Consider the following 15,878-nt stretch of genomic DNA (forward strand, 5'->3'; position numbering starts at 1 on the left):
ACTATATGCGGGCGGCGATTATTTCTCGGCTGTATTCAGCGGGCGCGCACCGTCGGTGCCGAGCACGACGATGTCCTCGATGCGCATGCCCCACTTCCCGGGAAGGTAGATTCCGGGCTCGATGGAAAACGCCATGCCGGGGGCAAGTTCGGTCTCGTTCCGGGCAATGATGAACGGCTCCTCGTGCAGGGCCAGCCCAATACCGTGGCCGAGACGATGCGTGAAGTATGCGCCGTATCCGGCTTCGTTGATGCGGCCCCGGGCGACCGCATCGAGCTCGCCCGCCGTCATACCGGGCCGTGCGGCTGCCACAGCATCGGCTTGCGCCCGGCGCAGCGTGTCGTAAGCGCGGGCGAATTCCGCGTCGGCGTTGTCGAGGCCGCCGACGACATAGGTGCGGGTGCAGTCCGAGTGGTAGCCGGCTCCCACGGTTCCGCCGAGATCCACCACCACTGGATCGCCAACGCGCAGGACGCGGTCAGAATAATCGTGGTGCGGATCGGCGCCATTCGGGCCAGATCCGACGATGATGAAGTCCGTGTTGGAATGCTCGCGCGAAATCAGGGAGTCTAGCTCCTCTGCGATGTCACGTTCAGTGCGCCCGGGTTCGAGTAACCGAGGGACTTCCGCGTGAACACGATCGATGGCGCGGGCTGCGAATTCAAGCTGGTCGACCTCCTCGGGCCCCTTGACCATGAATGCGCCGGCGAGCACGTCGGTGGCCAGCACGACCTCCCCGCACGTCTGCTGCAGGCGCAGGACGTGGTCCGCGGTGAGCGACGAGCCCACTGCCACCGTGCCACTGCCGCAGGCGCGCTCCGCAAGAGCATAGGGGTTGTCCCCATCGCGCCACGTGACCAGCTCGATACCGTGCATCTCTCCTACCGCGGCCAGGGCTGTTGCGTCAGTCGCTGGTGCGAGGAGCTTGGCATGACCAGTCGGCGGCACCACTAACGCGGTAAGCCGCTCGTGAGATGATGTCCACGATCCAGTCAAATACGCCAACTCGGGTCCGGTGCCGATGACCGCGCCACCGAGACCGCGATCACGCACTTCCTGTTGCACGCGCCTCAGGCGCCGGGCATAGACGTCGGGCGAGAAGATGGTGGGCAAGTTCTCTAGCTGGTGTGGATCGGACATGCCTTCATGCTAGATCTTCTCCGCCTACGATCGTGAGCATGTTTCCCGACGCGTTGGCACGCATTTCCGCCCGCGGCGCGTATTGCAGCGGCACGCTGCTCGCGCCCGACATCGTGTTGACCTGCAACCACTTCTTCCGGGAGAACGCCGAGGGCGCGGCTGTTCGCGCGGGAGCGAGAATTCGCACCATCCGCAGTGTCGAGCATGTCGACGGTACAGATATCGCCATTGTCCGCACCCGACCATTCCCACACATCACCAAGGCGGAATTTCCGAAGTTGAGCTCATCGCCGGCGGTTGGAACCCCGACGGTCACATTCGGGTACGGCGGACGCGCGAAACGGATGCAGGCCCGCGACGGGAGACTCATCATGCCGCTTCCTGTCGCTATTTCCCGGACGGGTTCGTTCGTGCGGCCAGCCGGCATCATCTTCAACCGGACACCGGCGATCAAGGGCGATTCCGGTGGGCCGGTGCTCGCAGACGGAAAGGTCGTCGGCGTGCAATCGCTCATCGTCGACCCCTTCGGGCGCAACTCCCACTTCGCGGTGGTGAATTTCCTTCCCGCAGCGTTGAGACAGCGGCTCGAGGATGAGCTCAGCGGCTAGTTGCCGATCGCCACGACACCGCGGCGGATCGCCTCGACCGCCCGGCGGGCGTTGTGCTTGATCTCGTCGGAATAGCCAGTCTGGACGATCTGTTCGAGCAGGTCGATCACTTGGCGGCACCAACGGACGAAATCGCCGGGCGTGAGTTCCGCGCCGGACTCGGCGGCGGCAGCCAGGGCGTAGCCAAGTGGCGCGCCAGCGGCCCACTGGTGCAGCGAGAGGGCGAAACCCGGGTCGGGCATATTCGTCGGTGGGAGGCGGTGACGTTGCTCGTCACTGGCCAACTCGCCGTAGATGCGCTGCGTGGCGTTCATCGCGTCGGCCATCCGGTCGGTGGCTGCTTCGGGGGAGCCGCCGGTGGCCTTGCGGTTCTCAAAGACACACATGGAGGCCACACCGGCCAGCTCCGCCGGGTCGAGCTCGTCCCAGATGCCGCGCTTCAAGCACTGCGCGACAAGCAGGTCAGAGACATTGTGAATCCGGGCGAGGCGTTCGCCTTCCTCAGTGACGGTGGGTTCGCCGTCGACAAGCTCGACGTAGTCCATTTCGGTGAGCAGCCCGATGATGCGCTCGAACATCCGGCCCAAAGTGTCGGTCTGGGTGTCCACGTTCGCCTGCGCTTTCGCGAGAGCACGCTCTTCGCGCACGAGGTCCTCACCCAGGCGGGCGAGCCGTTCGCGGTCGGCCGCGGGCCAGGAGTGGACGGGGTGGGCGCGGATGGCGTCGCGAAGCTCAAGCGCCTTTTTCGATGTGCGCGACCGCGCGTTTTCCTTCAAATTCTTCGGCGCGCGGAACTTGCCGCGGGTGAGTTCTTGCACGACGCGCCGGGTGTGGCGGCGCGGTTTGTGGGCGATATCGCGCGGCACCTTGATCCGGCCGACAACGACGGGGGCATTGCCGAACGACGCGGCGTCGATACGCCCGGACCAGCCGCGCTCGGTCGTGATCCACGGGCGCGGATCGTCTTTTCTGCCGGCGGGCGCGACGACGGCAGCGAGCTCCGGGCGGCGCTTGGACGGCAATGCGATGACCTCACCGACCTGAAGCCGGCCGAGAATTTTCTGGATTTCCTTGTGCCGCTCTTCGATGGAATTCTTCTTCGCGCGCTTCTCCTCGTCGGCGAGGTCGCGGCGCAACCGCGTGTAATCGACGAGCTCGGCCGCAATATCCCCGTCCGTATCGGCGAATCCGAGCTCCGTCACGGCAGCATCGAGCTGCGCGCGCAGCTTATCGACGCTCCCCTTTTGCCTCTCGATCTTCCGCACTTCCCCGACGACGCTGCGGTCGGTCTGGAACTGGGCGAAGGATTTCTCGATCAATCTGATCGAGTCTTCGAAGCCGTTCATCTGCAGCATATTGATCGCCATGTTGTAACCGGGCGTGAACAGCGAGATGAGCGGATACGTACGGGTGGAAGCGAGCCCTGCGACCTGGCGCGGATCCATCGCCGGTGCCCACTGCACGACGGCGTTGCCGATCGAATCGATGCCGCGTCGGCCCGCGCGACCGGTGAGCTGCGTGTACTGGCCCGGCGTGAGGTCGACGTGGGCATCGCCGTTGAATTTGACCATCTTCTCGAGCACGACTGTGCGCGCCGGCATATTGATCCCCAGCGCGAGCGTTTCTGTGGCGAAGACGACGCGGACGAGGCCTTCCACGAAGAGCTGTTCCACAATGTGCTTGAACGCCGGCAGCATGCCCGCATGGTGCGCCGCGAAACCGCGGGACCACGCGGTGCGCAACTGGCGGTAATTGAGGACGTCGAGGTCTTCTTCGGGAATGCCTTCCACGCCCTCGTCGGCGATCTGTTTGATGCGGTCCGCTTCCTCCGGAGTGGTCAGCTCTTTGCGGGAGCGCAGGCACTGAAAGAGCGCACCATCGCAGCCCGCGCGGGAGAAGATGAATACGATCGCCGGAAGCATGTCCCGGCCTTTGAGCGCCTCTACGACCTCCGGGCGGCCCACCGGGCGGACGCGGTCCTGCGGGCGCTTCCCGCCGCTGCGGCGACCACCACCCGAGCGGGAACGGAAACCACGACCTTCCTCGAAATCGCGGCGGCCTTCGTCGGCGCCGGTCTCGATGCGCTCGATCGTGCGCTCCAGATCGCGGTTGACCTTGTCCGAACCCGGCTCGAACAGCGGCATGATCTTGCGCTGCACCATCATGAACTGGTTCAGCGGAACCGGGCGCTTCTCGGAGACGATGACGTCGGTCTCGCCGCGGACCTCGTCGAGCCATTCGCCGAATTCCTCCGAATTGGACACGGTCGCCGACAGACCGATGATGCGCGCCGACTCGTCGAGGTTGAGGATGATCTCCTCCCACACGGCGCCGCGGTCGCGGTCGGCCAGGTAGTGGATCTCGTCCATCACCACATGCGAGAGACGGTCCAGCGCGGGCGATTCGGCGTAGATCATGTTGCGCAGGACCTCAGTGGTCATCACAACGATCTCGGCATTGCCGTTGATGCTGCTGTCGCCGGTGAGCAGGCCGACGGCGTCCTCGCCGTGTTCATCGACGAGGTCGTGGTACTTCTGGTTGCTCAGCGCCTTGATCGGCGTGGTGTAAGAGCATTTCGTGCCGCGCGAGAGCGCGAGAGACACGGCGAATTCGCCGACGACGGTCTTGCCGGAACCGGTCGGCGCGCACACTAGGACACCGCGGTCGGCCTCGACGGCCTCGCACGCCTCGATCTGGAAATCGTCGAGGGGAAACGGTTTGCTCGCGCGGAACTCATCGAGGTGCATGCCCACCACCCTAACCTAAAGGTCAGAGCACGTCGTCGAAGAAGTTCGGCGTATCAGCGCGCCCGCTTATCGACGTCGACCCGTACCCTCCGTCAGCTGCTTCCGCGTCAGTGCGAATCGGTGCCGGTCGGTCGATCGTGCTTGCCGCACCCAGGCCAGAGGCGGCGCCGATCGGGGCGGGCGCGTCGATGGGGCCTGAGGCTTCTTCGTCGTCAAGCTGTGCCCACTCGCTTGTCTGTCTACCCGCCCGTTTGTCGTGGATGCGGCAGAACTGGAAAGCCAATTCAACGAGCAGAGACAGCGACAGCGCGAGGACGATCATCGAGAACGGGTCCTGTCCCGGGGTGATCACAGCGGCGAAAATGAACAGCGCCACGATGATGATGCGGCGCTTGTCCTTGACTTGGTCGTAGCGCAAAAGACCCGCCAGGTTGAGCATGATGACCACGAGCGGAACCTCGAAGCTCACACCGAAGATGACGATGAGCGCCAAGACGAAGCTGTAATAGAGCTGACCTGACAGTGCGGCGATCTGATACTCCTTGCCGATCGACATAAGGAGCTCCAGGCCCTGGTCGACGATGAAATACGCGATCACCGCGCCGGCGACAAAAAGCGTGACGGCAAGGCTGACGAAGCTCAAGGTCCAGCGGCGCTCGTTCTTGTGCAGGCCTGGCGTGATGAACGCCCAGATCTGGTACAGCCACACCGGCGAGGCGAACACGAGTCCCGCCAGGAAGCCGACCTTCATGCGCAGCATGAACATCTCGAACGGCGTCGTGGCGATTAGGCGGCACGAGCCATCGGAGGTCAGATCAGCGCGCAGTTCAGGCGGCAGTGAACAATACGGTCGCCGAATGATCTCACCGAGCGGCATGACCGGACCAGGCGCCCACTGGTACCAGATAAAACCGACGATCGTGCCAGCAAAGATTGCTAAGAGCGAGATGACCACGCGGCGGCGGAGCTCCTGCAGGTGCTCCGTCAGCGACATGATGCCCTGCGGATCCCTTTTTCCCCGCAGCTTGGGGCCCTTTAGCGCCCGCTTCGGACGCTGCGCTGAAACCTGTTGTCCCACGGGGCGCGCTTAGGCGTTCGGGGTCGTGCCCGGCTGGTTCGGCTGCTGCTGGTTCTGCGGCTGGTTCCAGAATCCCTGCTCGACACTCTGCTGGGCCTGGTTAGACGGGTTCTGGGTGATCTCGCGCGGCTGCTGGTTCTGCGGCGCATCGGTCGTCGCAGTCGCTGCACCAGTGCCCTGCTGCTTGCCGTCGTTCTGCATCTCGTTGACTTCGGACTTGAAGATGCGGGCGGAACGGCCCACCGAGCGGGCGAGTTCAGGCAGCTTCGTCGCGCCGAAGAGAAGCAGGACTACGAAGACGACGAGGAGAATTTCCCATGGGCCAACACTCATTGGAGTTCCTTTCGGAGTTTTTCAATCTGCTCGGGCGAGCGCGAGGGCGCGTCTTTTAAGCCTTAAGCATAACGCTCCAGACCCGCAGATCCGGCAGCGGCGAGCGCTTCTGCGATATGCGGGGGTGAAACCACTCGGACACGGTCAGCTTGGCTCAGGCAGAATCGGATCAGCCAGTCGTCGCTGCCATACGGCATTGTCGCAGCGACCCAGCCGTCTTCTTCCTCGCTGCCGAGCTCGATCTGCCAGTAGTCCGCCAGCCACGTGGCCTCGGTAGCAATCTGCAGCTCTGCTACGTTCGCTTGGCGGAAACCGAAGGGATCGTCGGCATCGTAGGTGACTTTGGGTGCGGGGGTCGACGGGGCGTCGAGAAGCGTCGCGTCATGGATGCGGTCCAACCGGAACGTCTTCGGGTCGCCGTCTTCGAATGCGGAGAGGTATGTGTTGCCGTCGCGGTGGAACAGACCCATGGGCGATACGGAGCGTGTGCGCAGCGTGTCCGAAGTCGCGGAGTAGTACGTGAGCTCCAGCATGCGGCGCTGCGACAGCGCCTGCGACACGATCGCTTCCGGTCCTGAAGTCTGTGGCTGCTCCGCATCGGGCACGCCTTTAGAGCGCATCACGTCGCGCAATTTTTGCGCCGCTGAATTCACGGCGCGCTGATCGACGAGCCCCGGCATGGTCTCCAGTGACTCGAGGGTGAGCAGCAGTGCATTCGCCTCGGTCGGTGTGAGCCGCAGTGGGGTGTTCAGGCCCTGGTCGTCGATCACGGTCACTCCGGTCCACTCGGCGGCGAGATCGATCAGCTCACCGGGTCCGCTGCCCACACCGGACATCTGCAGGCGACGCAGATCGTCCATCACCTCGGCTGGCGAATGACCGAGGTCGCGGGCGATCTCCATCGGCGTGGCCTGCGGGTGCTTGTGTAGGTAGGGAATCAGATTCAGCGCCCGCACCAGCGCCGCCAGCTTCTCCGGGCTGTCTTTTCTCGCCTCAGCCATTGGTGCTCTCCCCTCCTCCTGCTGCTGCGCGCAAGAGCGACACGACATCAGCGCGAACATCTTCTGGTTCTAAAACCACTGCATCGGGTGCAAAGCTTGCTGCCGTGCGCACGAGCCAGTCGCGTTCGACGTTGTGAAGCGCTACGGTGCCGTCGTCAAGCAATGTGCCCGCGTTGACGAGCTCGTGCGCGGTACCCTCTTCGACGCTGATGATCGCGTCCACGACTGGACCGCGCAACGAATCTTCGACGACCTGCTGCAACGGCCGATCCGGGTGGTGGAAGTCGCTGGCTTGAACCTTGCGGATATCGGTCACGCGCACCGCGCGGAAACTCCGCTCGGCATTGCGCTCGACATCGAATCCAACGACATAGGCGCGGTTGTTCAGGGCGACGATCCCCCACGGGTCCATCGTGCGTGTCTGTGGCTCCGAGGTCGGCGACGAACGGTAGGTGAACCGCATGCGCGTATTTGAACGGACACACGCGGTGACTGCGGTGACGGTATCGGCGTCGAGCCGCGAAATATCGTTGTCCAGCGCGGCGATCGGCGGGGCGTCGAATGTGCGGGTCGCGCCTCCCGCGGCGATCTTCGTCCATCCGGAACGAGCGAACGCACCCAAGCTTCCTGCCGTACCGAGGTCGCCTGCGAGGCCGAGCACGAATGCTTCCTCGTCGGTGAATGAGATCGGCGGGAGCTCGTAGACGTCCTTGTCCACCCAAAGGAGGCCGTTTTCCATGCGGGCGGGAACGCCGGCGCGGCGCAGCGAACGCACGTCGCGGCCGAGCATGCGCGTCAGCGCAATATCGGTGCGATCCTTATAACCATCGACGTGGGTGCGCACCCATTCGTATTCGCGCGGTTTGGCGGAGCCGAGCAAAGCGAAGGTGAGGTTGGTCAGCCTCTCGATCACATCTGCCTGTCCCGGCGTCTCAGCCACGGATCCCTCCCTGCGCGTCGTTCAAATGCTCGCGGTTAGTCTCCATATAGCTAAGCAGATCGTCGACGCGCGCGTCGGACGTGGCGAATGGATCCTGCAGGTCCACGGTCTGCGGCTCCGGGCGGTCGACTTTGAGGTGCACCCAGTCCACCGTGTACCGGGCGCCGAGCTCGCGCGCACGCGCCAGGAAAGCTGCGCGCATGGCAGCGCGCGTTGTCTGCGGCGCGGTGTGCGCGGCCTGCGCGATCGCCTCGTCGGTGGTCCACCGCTTCACCATGCCCTTGCGCTGCAGCAAGTAGAACAGTCCGCGGTCGGGATTGATGTCGTGGTAGGCCAAGTCGATCTGCGCGAGCTTCGGGTGGGACCAGTCCCCACCGAGGCGCGCGCGGTAGCGCTCCAACAGGTCGCGTTTGATCACCCAGTCGATCTCGCCGGCCACAGGTTGGAAATCCTGGCTTTCGACGCAGTCGAGCACTCGGCCCCACAGCTCGACTACCCGGGCGAGTTCCTCGTTGGGTGTTCCCTCATCGGGGCGTTGTTCAAGCCATTTCCCGGCCGCGGCGTGCATGGCGCGCTGGACCTCCAATGCCGTGACCGTGGAACCGTCCTTGAGCTCGAGCGGAGTCTGGCCGGTCGGGTCGAGGGCGATCTCCTTGATGTGCGCGATCGGATCGGCGACGTCGAAGGCGGGCATCTCCCAGTCTGCTTCGAGCATCTCGATGACCAGCTGCGCCGACCCCACCTTCAACGCGAATGTCGGCTCCGCCATATTCGAATCGCCCACGATGACGTGCATGCGGCGGAACCGGCTGGAGTCGCCGTGCGGCTCGTCGCGGGTATTGATGATCGGCCGCGTCCTCGTCGTCGCCGACGACACACCTTCCCAGACCTGGTCCGCACGCTGCGACAACGCGAAATGGCCGTCTTTGCTGATCATGCCTGCGCCGCACAAGAGCTGGCGGGTGATCAAAAACGGCAGCAGCCGCTTACCGAAGTGCTTGAGCGACAGCTCGCGGCTGATCAGGTAGTTCTCGTGAGTGCCATAGGAATTGCCGGCGGAGTCGACATTGTTCTTGAACAAGTAGACATCCCCGCCGATGCCTTCGGAAGCGAGCGCCTCTTGCGCCTGCACGGCGAGCTCGTTGAAGAGCAGCTCGCCGGCCTTGTCGTGGTTGAGCAGCTGCGTCAGCGAATCGCACTCGGCCGTCGCGTATTCCGGGTGCGCGCCGACATCGAGATAGAGCCGCGCGGCATTGTCCGTGAAGATATTCGTGCTCTTGTACTGCGCCACGACCGGGCGGAACAGGTACCGCGCGATCTCCTCGGGCCGCAAGACCGCGGCGCCGTCGCGGGTGGCGGTGAGACCGAATTCGGTCTCGATGCCCATGATGCGGCGCGGGTACACCGCCACTACTGGCCACCCTTTTGGACGTAGGAGCGGACGAATTCCTCGGCATTGGTGTCCAGCAGCGCGTCGATCTCGTCGAGCAGGTCGTCGGTGCCGGTCGTGTTCACGTTGACCTGACCGGCGTTCTGTGCGTCGCCCGGTTCGCTTTCGCCGTTATCGCTGCCGCCGGAAATATTGATCTGATCCTGTGCCATGCCTCTACCCTACTTTCCGTCCACGAGAGCAGCGACGAGGTCGTCCACGCCCGCCGCACGGTCGAGCAGCTCCCCGACTTCCTCTCGCGTGAATTCGTCCACCGCGTTCAACGCCACGGTCCGCGGGCCCTGCGCGGTCTCGAATTGGATCGCCTGCCAACTAGAGGCGATCACGTCTTCGCCGAATTCGGCTGCGACGCGTCCACGGAAATACGCCCGCGAATTCTCCGGCGGGTGCGCCGCGGCGTGCGCGATCTCCTCCTCACTCGCCAGCGTGCGCATCCGTCCGGCGCGCACCAGCGCGTGGTACAGCGATTTCGCTGGGTCAATATCCGCGTACTGCAGATCCACCGCCTTCAACTTAGCGTCGCTCCACGGCACACCGCGGTCGAGATACCCCTTGATCAGCGCATACTTCGCCGTCCAATCCAACCTGTCCGCCGTCGACAACGGGTCGCGCTCAAGGTCACCGAGCACCTCGTCCCACAGCTCGAGCACACGCTTATCGACGCTCCCCTGCTCCCCTTCCCCACCGCTTACCCTGCGCAGATACTCGCGCTGGAGGGCGATGGGAGTGAGGCAGCGGCCGTCGCTAAGCGAAAGCTCGTGGCCAAGCGTGAGGTCGCGCGATGTGGCCTTGAGCTCGGCGACCGGGTTTTTCAAGCGCAGGTCGCTGAAATCAACGCCGTTTTCGATCGCGTCGAGGACGAGCTTCGTGGTGCCGATTTTCAGGAAATTCGCGTAGTGCGACATGTTGGCATCACCGATGATGACGTGCAGGCGGCCGAACTGCGTCGCATCCGCGTGCGGCTCGTCGCGTGTGTTGATGATGCCGCGGTTCAGCGTTGTCTCCAGCGAGACCTCCTGGAAGAAATAATCCGCGCGCTGCGAGATCTGGAAACCGTCCTGCTCGCCTTCCTCGCCGATGCCCACGCGCCCGGCCCCCGCGAAAATCTGCCTGGTGACGAAGAACGGGATGAGCCCCGCGGCGATCTGCTCAAACGGCGTGTCCCGCGAGTACTGGTAGTTCTCGTGCGAACCGTACGAGGCACCCTTGCCGTCAACGTTGTTCTTGTAGAACTTCAGCGGCGGGCACGGACCGTGCCCCTCGAGCACGCTGACGCCCTCGTTATAAAGCTGCGCGACACGCTCCGCCGCCTGGCGCAAGATGAGGTCTCCCGCCGCGTCGTACACCATCGCGCTGTACGCATCCGCGACCTCCGGCGAAGAGTATTCGGGGTGCGCATGGTCCACATAGAACCGTGCCCCGTTGGACGTGACCACATTCGCCACCCCGATCGCGTTCGGCGCGACGACCGGGACCGTGTGGTAGCGCTTCAAATCGAAACCGCGACTGTCTTTGAGCGGGTGCTCGGACTGGTAGTCCCAGCGAGCGCGGGCCGCCGTATTCATCGCCGCATACGCCACCACCGCGTGCGTCGAGCTCACGATCGGGCTCAGCCCAGGATCATCCGGGGTGGTAATTCCGTACTCCGTCTCCGTGCCCATGAAACGCGTCATGGTCTTCGAGCCTAGCGGGTCAAATGCTCCACGGTTCTGCCGGATCGTTGGTCCCCTCATGCGCTGTTGCCGACGGAACCGAGGCTTCAGGCTTTGCGGCACTCACACCCCCATTCCTCCCATCAGCACATGTGGGTTCCATTGCATCCCATTTTGGGATACATTCCGGTATATGAGTTCAACGACCAGGCAAATCTCCCTCCGTATCTCTGAGCCGCTTGTGAACGCGATGGACGAAGCAGTCAAGTCCGGACTGGCGAAGAGTCGGGCCGAGCTTGTCGACGGAGCAGTGGAGCGCGAACTCCGCCGCCTCATCACCCTGCGGGATCTTGAGACCATTGCTGCACATCCCGACCCCGAAATCGACTTCATCGTCAACGCAGTGAAGGGACGTGTCCGCTTTGACGATTGACGCGGGCAATAAGCCAAATGCCTACGAGCGCCGCGAGATCAGGATGGTCAGACTGGATAAAGTCCGCCCAGCAGTGATCCTCACGCGCCAATTGGCAGTGGGCCGCTTGTCCACTGTCACCGTCCTGCCCGTCACATCGACGATTCGGGAATTGGCCACCGAGGTCGTTCTTGACGAAGCTAATGGGCTCGACCACGTCAGCGTTGCCAACACCGACAACATGATGACCGTCCCCAAAGATGACGTTCTTCAGCACATCGGCTACCTATCCTTCGCCCAGGAGAAGCAGCTCGCACCCGCGCTCGCTTTCGCGTTCAACCTCGAAATGAGGCTCTGATCTGGAGCGCCGATCCGCTACCAGCCACGCTCGGCGAGACGGTGCGGCGCCGGCAGGTCCGCGACATTGATGCCAACCATGGCTTCGCCTAGGCCGCGCGAGGCCTCAGTGACCGCAGCGATATCGTCGTAGTTCTTCGTGGCGGCTACGACGGCGGCCGCGCGCTCGGCGGGCTTGCGGGACTTGAAGATGCCGGAGCCCACGAACACGCCGTCCGCGCCGAGCTGCATCATCAACGCCGCATCTGCCGGAGTGGCCAGGCCACTTGCGGCGAACAGCGGCACCGGAAGTCGGCCATGTTCCTCGACCCACGCGACCAGTTCGTACGGAGCCTGCAGCTCCTTCGCCGCAACATACAGCTCGTCGCGGTTACCGTTCCACAGCGCCTGCAACCCAGCGATCTCAGCGGTGATCGTGCGCAGGTGCTTCGTCGCCTAGGACACGTCGCCCGTGCCAGCCTCACCCTTGGAGCGGATCATCGCCGCCCCCCTCGTTGACGCGTCGCAACGCCTCCCCCAGGTTGGTCGCGCCACACACGAACGGCACGTCGAACGAACGCTTGTCAATACCCTTCTGGTCAACGTCACCTTCGAGCAGGTTGACGAGGAGCTCGAGGAGGCCGCAGCCGAGGCAGAGGAAGGCGGCGCCGAGGCTGGTGCCGACTCCGACGAGGCGAACCCGGACAACGTCGAGGTCGCCGACGGCGGCGAGGGCGACGAGGGCGCGTCCGAGTAAGCGCGTTTCGCTTCACGACGGCCGGCGGGAACGGTGTGCAACCGTATCCCCCGGCCGTTTGCCGTTCTTGGAGCACAGTGCCACGGCGGCGCGAAGGATCAGTCCTGCGCGTCGAAGGTTTGCCGGTGCTGCTGAATATCGGCGAAGTTTGCCTCCACCCACGTGCGCAGCGCAACCATCGGTCCAACCAAACCACGGCCGAGCTCGGTGAGCTCGTACTCGACGCGCGGCGGTGATTCGGCGTAGGACTGTCGCGCAACAATGCCCTCGCGTTCTAGAGCGCGCAGTTGCTCAGTGAGCATTTTGGCGCTGATGCCGCCAACCTCGCCCCGCAAATCGCCAAACCGCTGGGGCCCGTCTTGCAAACTGTTGACCACGAGCACTGTCCACTTGTTCGCAATGGTCGCCAACGCGGAACGCGAAGGGCAGGTGGCGAGCATGACGTCCCAGATCTGCTCACAGGCTTGTTTCTCAGACACGGGCTCAGTGTATCGCCGGTCCTTGACATTCAATCCCCGGGCAGTATCATCCTCCATTAGTTACTTTTAGTAACTATCACATTTCCTGACTCTCCAAGGAGCCATCATGTCCTCTGCCCTCGATACCGTGAACACCTACTTCTCCAACCTCGCCGAAGGGCGCGTCCCCGAAGCGCTCGCCCTGCTCGCCGACGATGTCATCTGGCACCAACCCGGCGCGAACAAGTTTTCCGGCACGCACACCGGCCCCGATGCCGTCGCCTCCATCCTTGGCCAAATGGTCGAAGACACCAGTGGCACCTTCATCGTGGCACCAACTGGCCCCCCGTTGGTCAACGAGGACCACGTCACCGTGCCACTTTCCTTTAGCGGCACCAAGGGCAACGAGTCGCTCGATCAACCCGGCATTGACCTGTTCATTGTCCGCGACGGCAGGATCGCCGAGGTGTACCTGTTCTCTTCCGACCCGGACGCGGAAGACCGGTTCTGGGGCAACTAAGCGTCGGTGTCTACACTGGCTGGCGTGAGCGACTCCCCCGTCTTGATCGTCGGCCTGGGCAACCCCGGCCCGCAATACGCATCCACCCGCCACAACGCCGGCGTGGTGGTGGACACCGAGGTGCTGCAGAATCTGCGCTTCGACGGTGAGTCCGATGCGTGCCTTCGCCATATTCGAATCGCCCACAATGACGTGCATGCGGGGGAACCGGCTGGAATCGCCGTGCGGCTCGTCGCGGGTATTGATGATCGGCCGCGTCCTCGTCGTCGCACCGTGTGGTAGCGCTTCAAATCGAAACCGCGACTGTCTTTGAGCGGGTGCTCGGCCTGGTAGTCCCAGCGAGCGCGGGCCGCCGTATTCATCGCCGCATACGCCACCACCGCGTGCGTCGAACTCACGATCGGACTCAGCGCTTGGTCGTCCGGCGTGGTGATCCCGTATTCCGTCTCCGTGCCCATGAAACGCGTCATGGGACGCAAGCCTAGCGGGTCAGATGCTCCAAGGCCGCAGGACTCCCGCCGGCGATGATGACGTCCGACGGCTCCAGCACCGTGCCTGGCTTCAACGGATGAAAATCACCGTCGATGCCGCGCACCGCAATGACTTGCGTGCCTTCTTGGCGCCACAGTGCGTCGAGATCAACCGGCACACCGACCAATGCCTGCGGAGCACTCATGCTCGTCACCGAATACCCCGGGGCGATCTCCGCGAACTCCCGGAACTGCCCGCCGAGCAAGTGCGCAACGCGCCTGCCTGTGTCACGCTCCGGGTGCACAACATGGTGCACACCCAGCTGCTTCAAAATGCGTCCGTGCGATTCCGAATCTGCCTTCGCCCACACATCCGGCACACCCGCCTCAATCAAATTCGAGGCCGTGAGGATAGAGGACTCCAAATTCGTGCCCACAGCCAAGACGACATGCTTGATGTCCGCCAGGCCTAGCTGCTCCAACGCTTCCGGATCCGTCGCATCCGCGACAACGGCGTCCGTGAGTTGGGAAGCATGCTCTTTCACCAGCTTGGGATCGACATCGATACCGAGGACCTCCACACCGTTGGCCGTGAGCTCCGAAGCTAGAGAGACTCCGAACCGGCCAAGACCGATCACCATGACCGGCGTGATGTTCATGTGGGACCATTTCGGCTTAGATCCGCGGAATGATTTAACCAATGAAAGGCCTTTCTTCGGGGTAACTGAACCGGCGATTGACCGTATTCGATGCCAACGCAGCTATGAGAGTAACGGAACCAATGCGCCCTAAGTACATGAGAAGACACAGAACGACCTGCGACGGTGCTGACAACGACGCCGTAATCCCTGTTGAAAGCCCCGCTGTGCCGAATGCAGAGAAGACCTCGAATGCAATCTCGTCGCCCGTGAACTGAGGGTCGAAAACCCGCAGCGCCCCCACACCCGCCGTGACGACAGCGGTACCTGCAAAAGCCAACGCCAACGCTTGCCTACCGACGGCTTCCGGCAGCGTACGTTTGCCCGCGGTGGTCTCTTCGCGGCCTTTGAACTCCGACGCCATCGCCGCGACAAGCACCGCAGCCGTTGTCACCTTGATGCCGCCTGCTGTGCCAGCTGAACCTCCGCCGATGAACATCAACAGATCTGTCCCCATGAGGGTGATCGGATGCGCATCGCCATAATCAACTGAGTTGAAGCCGGCAGTACGGGGCGACGCCCCCAAGAAGAACGCGTTGAGAAGCTTCTGCCACACCGGCATGTCCCCGAGCAGACCATTCCATTCCGCTAGGGCGACAAACACCATGCCTCCGGCGAGCAGCACGGCAGTACCCGCGAACGTCATTCGCGCCGTCAACGACATCGTCCGAGCCCGCGACGTGCGGTGCCGTACCCGCGAGGCCACTTCAGCCCACACCGGGTAGCCAATGCCGCCGCCGATCAGTGCAGCGGCGATGGGCAACAGAATCCACGCGTCCGCCACGAACGGCACCATGTTCTCGCTCTCCGTGCTGAATCCGGCGTTGTTGAACGCCGAAATCGCATGAAAAACACCTTCCCACACAGCTCGGCCGAAAGAGTGGTGGTACCCGAAAAAGAACCGCAGGGTCAGCACCACCGCGATCAGAGCCTCAACGGACAACGTGAACACCAGTGTGAAAATGAGTGTCCGGCGCACCCCGCCGGCGGCCATGGGACGGCCTTCCGCAGCTCCTGTGCGCCTGGCACGAAGACTCACCTTTCCGGTGACGACCATGCCGGACAGAGAGGCCAGCGACATGATGCCCAAACCGCCCAACTGGATGAGCAGCAAAATAACGGCTTGGCCGAAAGGCTTCCAGTAGGTCCCGGTGTCTTCGACGATCAAGCCTGTCAGCGAGACAGCGGACGTGGCCGTAAAGAATGCATCAAGGAACGGTGTCCACTCGTCGCCGACGGCCGAAACCGGAAGCATGAGAACTCCGGTTCCGAGGAGGA

The 15,878-nt window shown here is 63.4% G+C and carries 16 protein-coding genes and 4 pseudogenes; 5 read left to right on the forward strand and 15 right to left on the reverse strand.

The genetic code is table 11. The annotated features are described in order from the left end of the window. Positions 1 to 18 precede the first annotated feature (18 nt). On the reverse strand, positions 19 to 1,140 hold the full coding sequence (locus ACUY2Y_RS05455) for a M24 family metallopeptidase (protein ID WP_448325137.1): 1,122 nt from the start codon (positions 1,138 to 1,140) through the stop codon (positions 19 to 21). Positions 1,141 to 1,178: 38 nt separating this feature from the next. On the opposite strand from ACUY2Y_RS05455, the gene ACUY2Y_RS05460 reads away from it, so the two are divergent. After that, positions 1,179 to 1,748 (forward strand): S1 family peptidase, encoded by a 570-nt coding sequence (locus ACUY2Y_RS05460; protein WP_210571931.1) that lies wholly within the window; start codon positions 1,179 to 1,181, stop codon positions 1,746 to 1,748. On the opposite strand, the gene ACUY2Y_RS05465 is transcribed toward ACUY2Y_RS05460, so the two are convergent. The 8 genes from ACUY2Y_RS05465 to dop all read right to left on the reverse strand — a co-directional run bounded on the left by ACUY2Y_RS05465 (position 1,745) and on the right by dop (position 10,970). Then, positions 1,745 to 4,495, reverse strand: coding sequence for a DEAD/DEAH box helicase (locus ACUY2Y_RS05465; RefSeq protein ID WP_448325138.1), 2,751 nt, complete (start codon positions 4,493 to 4,495; stop codon positions 1,745 to 1,747). The two genes, ACUY2Y_RS05460 and ACUY2Y_RS05465, sit on opposite strands and share 4 nt — an antisense overlap. A gap of 22 nt (positions 4,496 to 4,517) precedes the next feature. Further along, a complete protein-coding gene (tatC, locus tag ACUY2Y_RS05470) occupies positions 4,518 to 5,489 on the reverse strand; it encodes a twin-arginine translocase subunit TatC (RefSeq protein WP_448325139.1) in 972 nt (323 codons plus the stop codon). 93 nt (positions 5,490 to 5,582) lie between these two features. Continuing rightward, positions 5,583 to 5,906: a Sec-independent protein translocase subunit TatA gene (gene tatA / locus ACUY2Y_RS05475; protein WP_448325140.1), complete on the reverse strand. Its 324-nt coding sequence runs from the start codon at positions 5,904 to 5,906 to the stop codon at positions 5,583 to 5,585. 62 nt (positions 5,907 to 5,968) lie between these two features. Further along, positions 5,969 to 6,907 carry a helix-turn-helix transcriptional regulator gene (locus ACUY2Y_RS05480; protein WP_448325141.1) on the reverse strand — a complete coding sequence of 313 codons (939 nt, stop codon included), beginning with the start codon at positions 6,905 to 6,907 and terminating at the stop codon, positions 5,969 to 5,971. Further along, positions 6,900 to 7,847 carry a helix-turn-helix transcriptional regulator gene (locus ACUY2Y_RS05485; protein WP_448325142.1) on the reverse strand — a complete coding sequence of 316 codons (948 nt, stop codon included), beginning with the start codon at positions 7,845 to 7,847 and terminating at the stop codon, positions 6,900 to 6,902. The genes ACUY2Y_RS05480 and ACUY2Y_RS05485 overlap by 8 nt, the downstream gene beginning before the upstream one ends. Further along, positions 7,840 to 9,234, reverse strand: a complete 1,395-nt coding sequence (gene pafA / locus ACUY2Y_RS05490) for a Pup--protein ligase (protein ID WP_448325175.1) — start codon at positions 9,232 to 9,234, stop codon at positions 7,840 to 7,842. Before pafA ends, ACUY2Y_RS05485 begins: the two co-directional genes overlap by 8 nt. A 23-nt stretch (positions 9,235 to 9,257) precedes the next feature. Continuing rightward, positions 9,258 to 9,449, reverse strand: a complete 192-nt coding sequence (locus ACUY2Y_RS05495) for a ubiquitin-like protein Pup (protein WP_448325143.1) — start codon at positions 9,447 to 9,449, stop codon at positions 9,258 to 9,260. Between the two features lie 9 nt (positions 9,450 to 9,458). Beyond that, positions 9,459 to 10,970 carry a depupylase/deamidase Dop gene (dop, locus tag ACUY2Y_RS05500; protein ID WP_448325144.1) on the reverse strand — a complete coding sequence of 504 codons (1,512 nt, stop codon included), beginning with the start codon at positions 10,968 to 10,970 and terminating at the stop codon, positions 9,459 to 9,461. Positions 10,971 to 11,142: 172 nt separating this feature from the next. On the opposite strand from dop, the gene ACUY2Y_RS05505 reads away from it, so the two are divergent. Together ACUY2Y_RS05505 and ACUY2Y_RS05510 are read left to right on the forward strand one after the other, a co-directional pair. Next, positions 11,143 to 11,382 carry a ribbon-helix-helix domain-containing protein gene (locus tag ACUY2Y_RS05505; protein WP_259899993.1) on the forward strand — a complete coding sequence of 80 codons (240 nt, stop codon included), beginning with the start codon at positions 11,143 to 11,145 and terminating at the stop codon, positions 11,380 to 11,382. Next, positions 11,372 to 11,719, forward strand: coding sequence for a type II toxin-antitoxin system PemK/MazF family toxin (locus ACUY2Y_RS05510; RefSeq protein WP_448325145.1), 348 nt, complete (start codon positions 11,372 to 11,374; stop codon positions 11,717 to 11,719). Before ACUY2Y_RS05505 ends, ACUY2Y_RS05510 begins: the two co-directional genes overlap by 11 nt. Positions 11,720 to 11,736: 17 nt before the next feature. Here the strand turns inward: ACUY2Y_RS05510 and ACUY2Y_RS05515 are convergent. Both ACUY2Y_RS05515 and ACUY2Y_RS05520 read right to left on the reverse strand, forming a co-directional pair. Beyond that, positions 11,737 to 12,286, reverse strand: a pseudogene (locus ACUY2Y_RS05515) (pyridoxal 5'-phosphate synthase lyase subunit PdxS); the annotation flags it as partial. Positions 12,287 to 12,552: 266 nt separating this feature from the next. Beyond that, on the reverse strand, positions 12,553 to 12,933 hold the full coding sequence (locus ACUY2Y_RS05520; protein WP_448325146.1) for a winged helix-turn-helix transcriptional regulator: 381 nt from the start codon (positions 12,931 to 12,933) through the stop codon (positions 12,553 to 12,555). A gap of 106 nt (positions 12,934 to 13,039) precedes the next feature. Between ACUY2Y_RS05520 and ACUY2Y_RS05525 the strand changes: the two genes are divergently transcribed. Both ACUY2Y_RS05525 and ACUY2Y_RS05530 read left to right on the forward strand, forming a co-directional pair. Then, positions 13,040 to 13,432, forward strand: a complete 393-nt coding sequence (locus tag ACUY2Y_RS05525; protein WP_448325147.1) for a nuclear transport factor 2 family protein — start codon at positions 13,040 to 13,042, stop codon at positions 13,430 to 13,432. A 24-nt stretch (positions 13,433 to 13,456) separates the two neighbouring features. After that, positions 13,457 to 13,570, forward strand: a pseudogene (locus ACUY2Y_RS05530) (aminoacyl-tRNA hydrolase); the annotation flags it as partial. Here ACUY2Y_RS05530 and ACUY2Y_RS05535 read toward each other — a convergent pair. The 4 genes and pseudogenes from ACUY2Y_RS05535 to ACUY2Y_RS05550 form a co-directional block, all read right to left on the reverse strand. Then, a pseudogene (locus tag ACUY2Y_RS05535) lies at positions 13,559 to 13,702 on the reverse strand (proteasome accessory factor PafA2 family protein); the annotation flags it as partial. The pseudogenes ACUY2Y_RS05530 and ACUY2Y_RS05535 overlap by 12 nt on opposite strands. After that, positions 13,702 to 13,902 (reverse strand): annotated as a pseudogene (locus tag ACUY2Y_RS05540) (proteasome accessory factor PafA2 family protein); the annotation flags it as partial. The pseudogenes ACUY2Y_RS05540 and ACUY2Y_RS05535, both read right to left, overlap by 1 nt. An 11-nt stretch (positions 13,903 to 13,913) precedes the next feature. Next, the gene (locus ACUY2Y_RS05545) at positions 13,914 to 14,561 is read right to left on the reverse strand and encodes a potassium channel family protein (RefSeq protein ID WP_448325148.1); all 648 of its coding nucleotides are present in this window, start codon (positions 14,559 to 14,561) and stop codon (positions 13,914 to 13,916) included. Between the two features lie 34 nt (positions 14,562 to 14,595). Continuing rightward, the gene (locus tag ACUY2Y_RS05550; RefSeq protein WP_448325176.1) at positions 14,596 to 15,855 is read right to left on the reverse strand and encodes a TrkH family potassium uptake protein; all 1,260 of its coding nucleotides are present in this window, start codon (positions 15,853 to 15,855) and stop codon (positions 14,596 to 14,598) included. Positions 15,856 to 15,878: the final 23 nt, after the last annotated feature.

The organism is Corynebacterium sp. 20-84 (assembly GCF_053479455.1).